The organism is Moorena sp. SIO3H5 (assembly GCF_010692395.1).
Classification (GTDB): Bacteria; Cyanobacteriota; Cyanobacteriia; order Cyanobacteriales; family Coleofasciculaceae; genus Moorena.
In genome coordinates, this window is sequence record NZ_JAAHHS010000650.1 from 1 (window position 1) to 2,778 (window position 2,778).

4 protein-coding genes are annotated in these 2,778 nt (G+C 47.2%); all 4 read right to left on the reverse strand.

Translation table 11 applies throughout. From position 1 onward, the window contains the following. A partial coding sequence (locus F6K52_RS35050; RefSeq protein ID WP_293089605.1) for a hypothetical protein occupies nucleotides 1-1,504 on the reverse strand: 1,504 nt, incomplete at its 3' end. Then, on the reverse strand, nucleotides 1,504-2,055 hold the full coding sequence (locus tag F6K52_RS35055; protein ID WP_293089606.1) for a phage tail protein: 552 nt from the start codon (nucleotides 2,053-2,055) through the stop codon (nucleotides 1,504-1,506). The genes F6K52_RS35050 and F6K52_RS35055, both read right to left, overlap by 1 nt. Nucleotides 2,056-2,095: 40 nt before the next feature. Beyond that, nucleotides 2,096-2,320, reverse strand: coding sequence for a DUF6760 family protein (locus F6K52_RS37200; RefSeq protein WP_364421294.1), 225 nt, complete (start codon nucleotides 2,318-2,320; stop codon nucleotides 2,096-2,098). Then, entirely contained in the window at nucleotides 2,266-2,625 is a 360-nt protein-coding gene (locus F6K52_RS35060; protein WP_293089608.1) for a phage tail assembly protein, read from the reverse strand. The genes F6K52_RS37200 and F6K52_RS35060 overlap by 55 nt, the downstream gene beginning before the upstream one ends. Between the last annotated feature and the right edge of the window lie 153 nt (nucleotides 2,626-2,778).

Below are 2,778 nucleotides of genomic sequence, written 5' to 3' on the forward strand. Positions count from 1 at the left end.
TGTGTACTTTGTCTACTGGTTCATCAACATCAATGTGCTCGACAGACTGATTATTTGTGGTAGCGCCTGAAGTATTTTCTGATGCTTTCTGAATCACGGTATTTGCCTGTAAGCTAGTAGTTGATACAGATGTTGATACTGATGCACCGTTGACAGATGGCATTCTTTGGATAACTCCAGAGCCATTATCAGCAATAGATGGCGAACTACTAACTCCTAGTCCGTTGCCAGAAAATGAAGTTCTATTGACCCCAGAGGCAGAAAAAACCAGAGGAGCAGATATTTGATAACTATCTTTTCTCAACATTTCTCTAACTACCGGTTGCTCCGGGGTGCGTTGAATCAGTGGCTGGTTTCCCTGGGATTGGGGAGAGACTATCTCTTTGATCACTGGTGGCTCTGGGGTGGGTTGAGTCAGTGACTGGTTTCCCTGGGATTGGGGAGAGAGCATCTCTTTGATCACTGGTGGCTCTGGGCTGGGTTGAATCAGTGACTGGTTTCCCTGGGATTGGGGAGAGACTATCTCTTTGATCAGCGATCGCTTTGGGGACTTTTGAATCAGTGGCTGGTTTCCCTGGGATTGGGGAGAGACTATCTCCTTGATCAGCGATCGCTTTGGGGAGCGTTGAATCACTGGTGACTGGGTCAAGTTTCCCGAACTGCCTAAGGATAGCTTAGACTCTGTTGGCAAAGTAGTATTGGTGTTTTTTAAATTGTTTTTTAAATTGTCTGAATTGACCTCTCCCCCAACTCCTCGTCTAGCAGGAAAGGAGTTTTGAGTAACACCCTTTGCTTCAGGGTTAGGAGGGTTAGGCAAGTTTACCAACATTGTCTGAGAACTACTTCCAGAACTACTTGATGACTGGGAGTTAATTGGTTTGGCTTGGACAACTGGCCAGGATAACTCAGAAGATAGTCTAGTTTTCCTAGACGGTTCAAGACCAGAAACTGGGGGTTTGCTATCAGAATCTGCTCTCGGGGAAGTCTTCTTAGTGGAATTGACAAATTTTGCCTGGACAATCAATGGTTTTGTCCCAGATTTGCCAGTTTTAGAGGGTATTAAATTTGACGTTTCGGGTGTAGAATTTTCTCTATATTTCTGAGTATTTGACCCTGTACTTTTTTGTACTGAGGTTTCTTGATCAACCTGAAATATAGTTGATTTCAAAGGGAGTTCTTGCCCTGTTCCTTTAGTTCGAGAGGCCACATTGGGAGAGGTAACATGTCCCATCTCTACCGGTTCTGCTGCTGGCCGGATTGGCTGAGCATACACGATCGGAACTGCTTCTGCTGATTGACCCTGTAACCGATGCTGGCGTTGAATTAACTTAGTCATTAAGGGCAGTTGGTTGGTCATCCCTTGGACCCGGGAGATAATTGACCCTGCTACTTGAGTACCAATTACACCAGGGCTGACGACCGGGCGCAGGAGTCGCCTCGTCAGTTGGGGGTTGAGACTCTCTGACCAAGTTTGATTGTTAGTGAGCTGAGATTGAGATGCCATCACAAAGCTCCTGCTAGTCCAGCAATCGCTCGTCCTCCAGATAGGGCTTGACTGAGAAGTGGTTTGCTAATCCCCTTGTGAATTAACTCAATGGTCTCGAAAGCAATCTCATTGCTGGTGGCATTAAACTCTGGACCAGTCCACTTCACTGGCAAAGCCTGCTTGAAATTCCAATACATGGCTGGTATCTGTTGGCGGTCTAGCAGCATAATTGTGCCGTTTTTGCGCCGAATTACACCCTGGCTAGTGGCCTGATACCAATTCCATAGGCTGTCGATGCCGGTTAGACCATGTTTGAGGGTCAAATTCGGATATTTGGTTCGACCTAGTAGCTGATGAACATAGCGATTCTGACCTCCCTCAGGACGTTCCTCTAGTTCAATCTCACTTTCTAGACCTCTGACTTCCATAAACCCACCAGTCACTAACCCCTCAATTTCAATGAGGAAGTTAAAGCCTTGGTAGGGGTCAAGGCGAACTCCCAACTCCCCAGTCACTCCAGCGTAAGCCGCATTTGTTCCTAAAGGCACAACCGATCCTAAACTTGCCATAACTCACTCCTACGATTAACGAAATTAAACCGTAACCCAATTACCGTAACCCAATTACCTGCTCATTCAACTTTTCATTAATACTTGCTACTTGTGCCACCCAGCGCTGTCTTTCTTGATGATCCAGACTCATAATCTGGTCATAGGACCAGTGCAAATGATAAGCAATATAGGCTACCTCCTCTAACAGCCTCTCGGAGGGGTAGCAAGTTACTCCCCCAACGTAGCAGTCTCCACTTGAAATTCTCCTTGACAGTGAGGACAAGAAACCAAAAGGCGGCTGTGACCATTTTGGTTAATCCGTTGATAGAGGTCTTGCAGATAGGCTAAGTCAGCCGAAAATAGACCCTCAATCATGGCGGGATTGATATAGTCTAAGCTGCCCAGACGAGTGATAACCCTGGACAACAGGATAATCACCAAGTAACCTGGATTAGCCTGAACCCTAGGGTCTTTTAAGGGCATAATTTCATCGTAGGCTGTGGACATCCGCATCATGCCTTCTCGATGGAGATTACCCTCGGAATCTACGTAGCCCTGGGGTAGGGTAAAAGGAAACTCTGTCTGCATTATCTTGTAGGAAATAGGGAACAGGGAACAGGGAGATGGGGAGATGGGGAGATGGGGAGATGGGGAGATGGGGAGATGGGGAGATGGGGAGATGGGGAGATGGGGAGATGGGGAGATGGGGAGATGGGGAGATGGGGCGCGCACCCGACACCA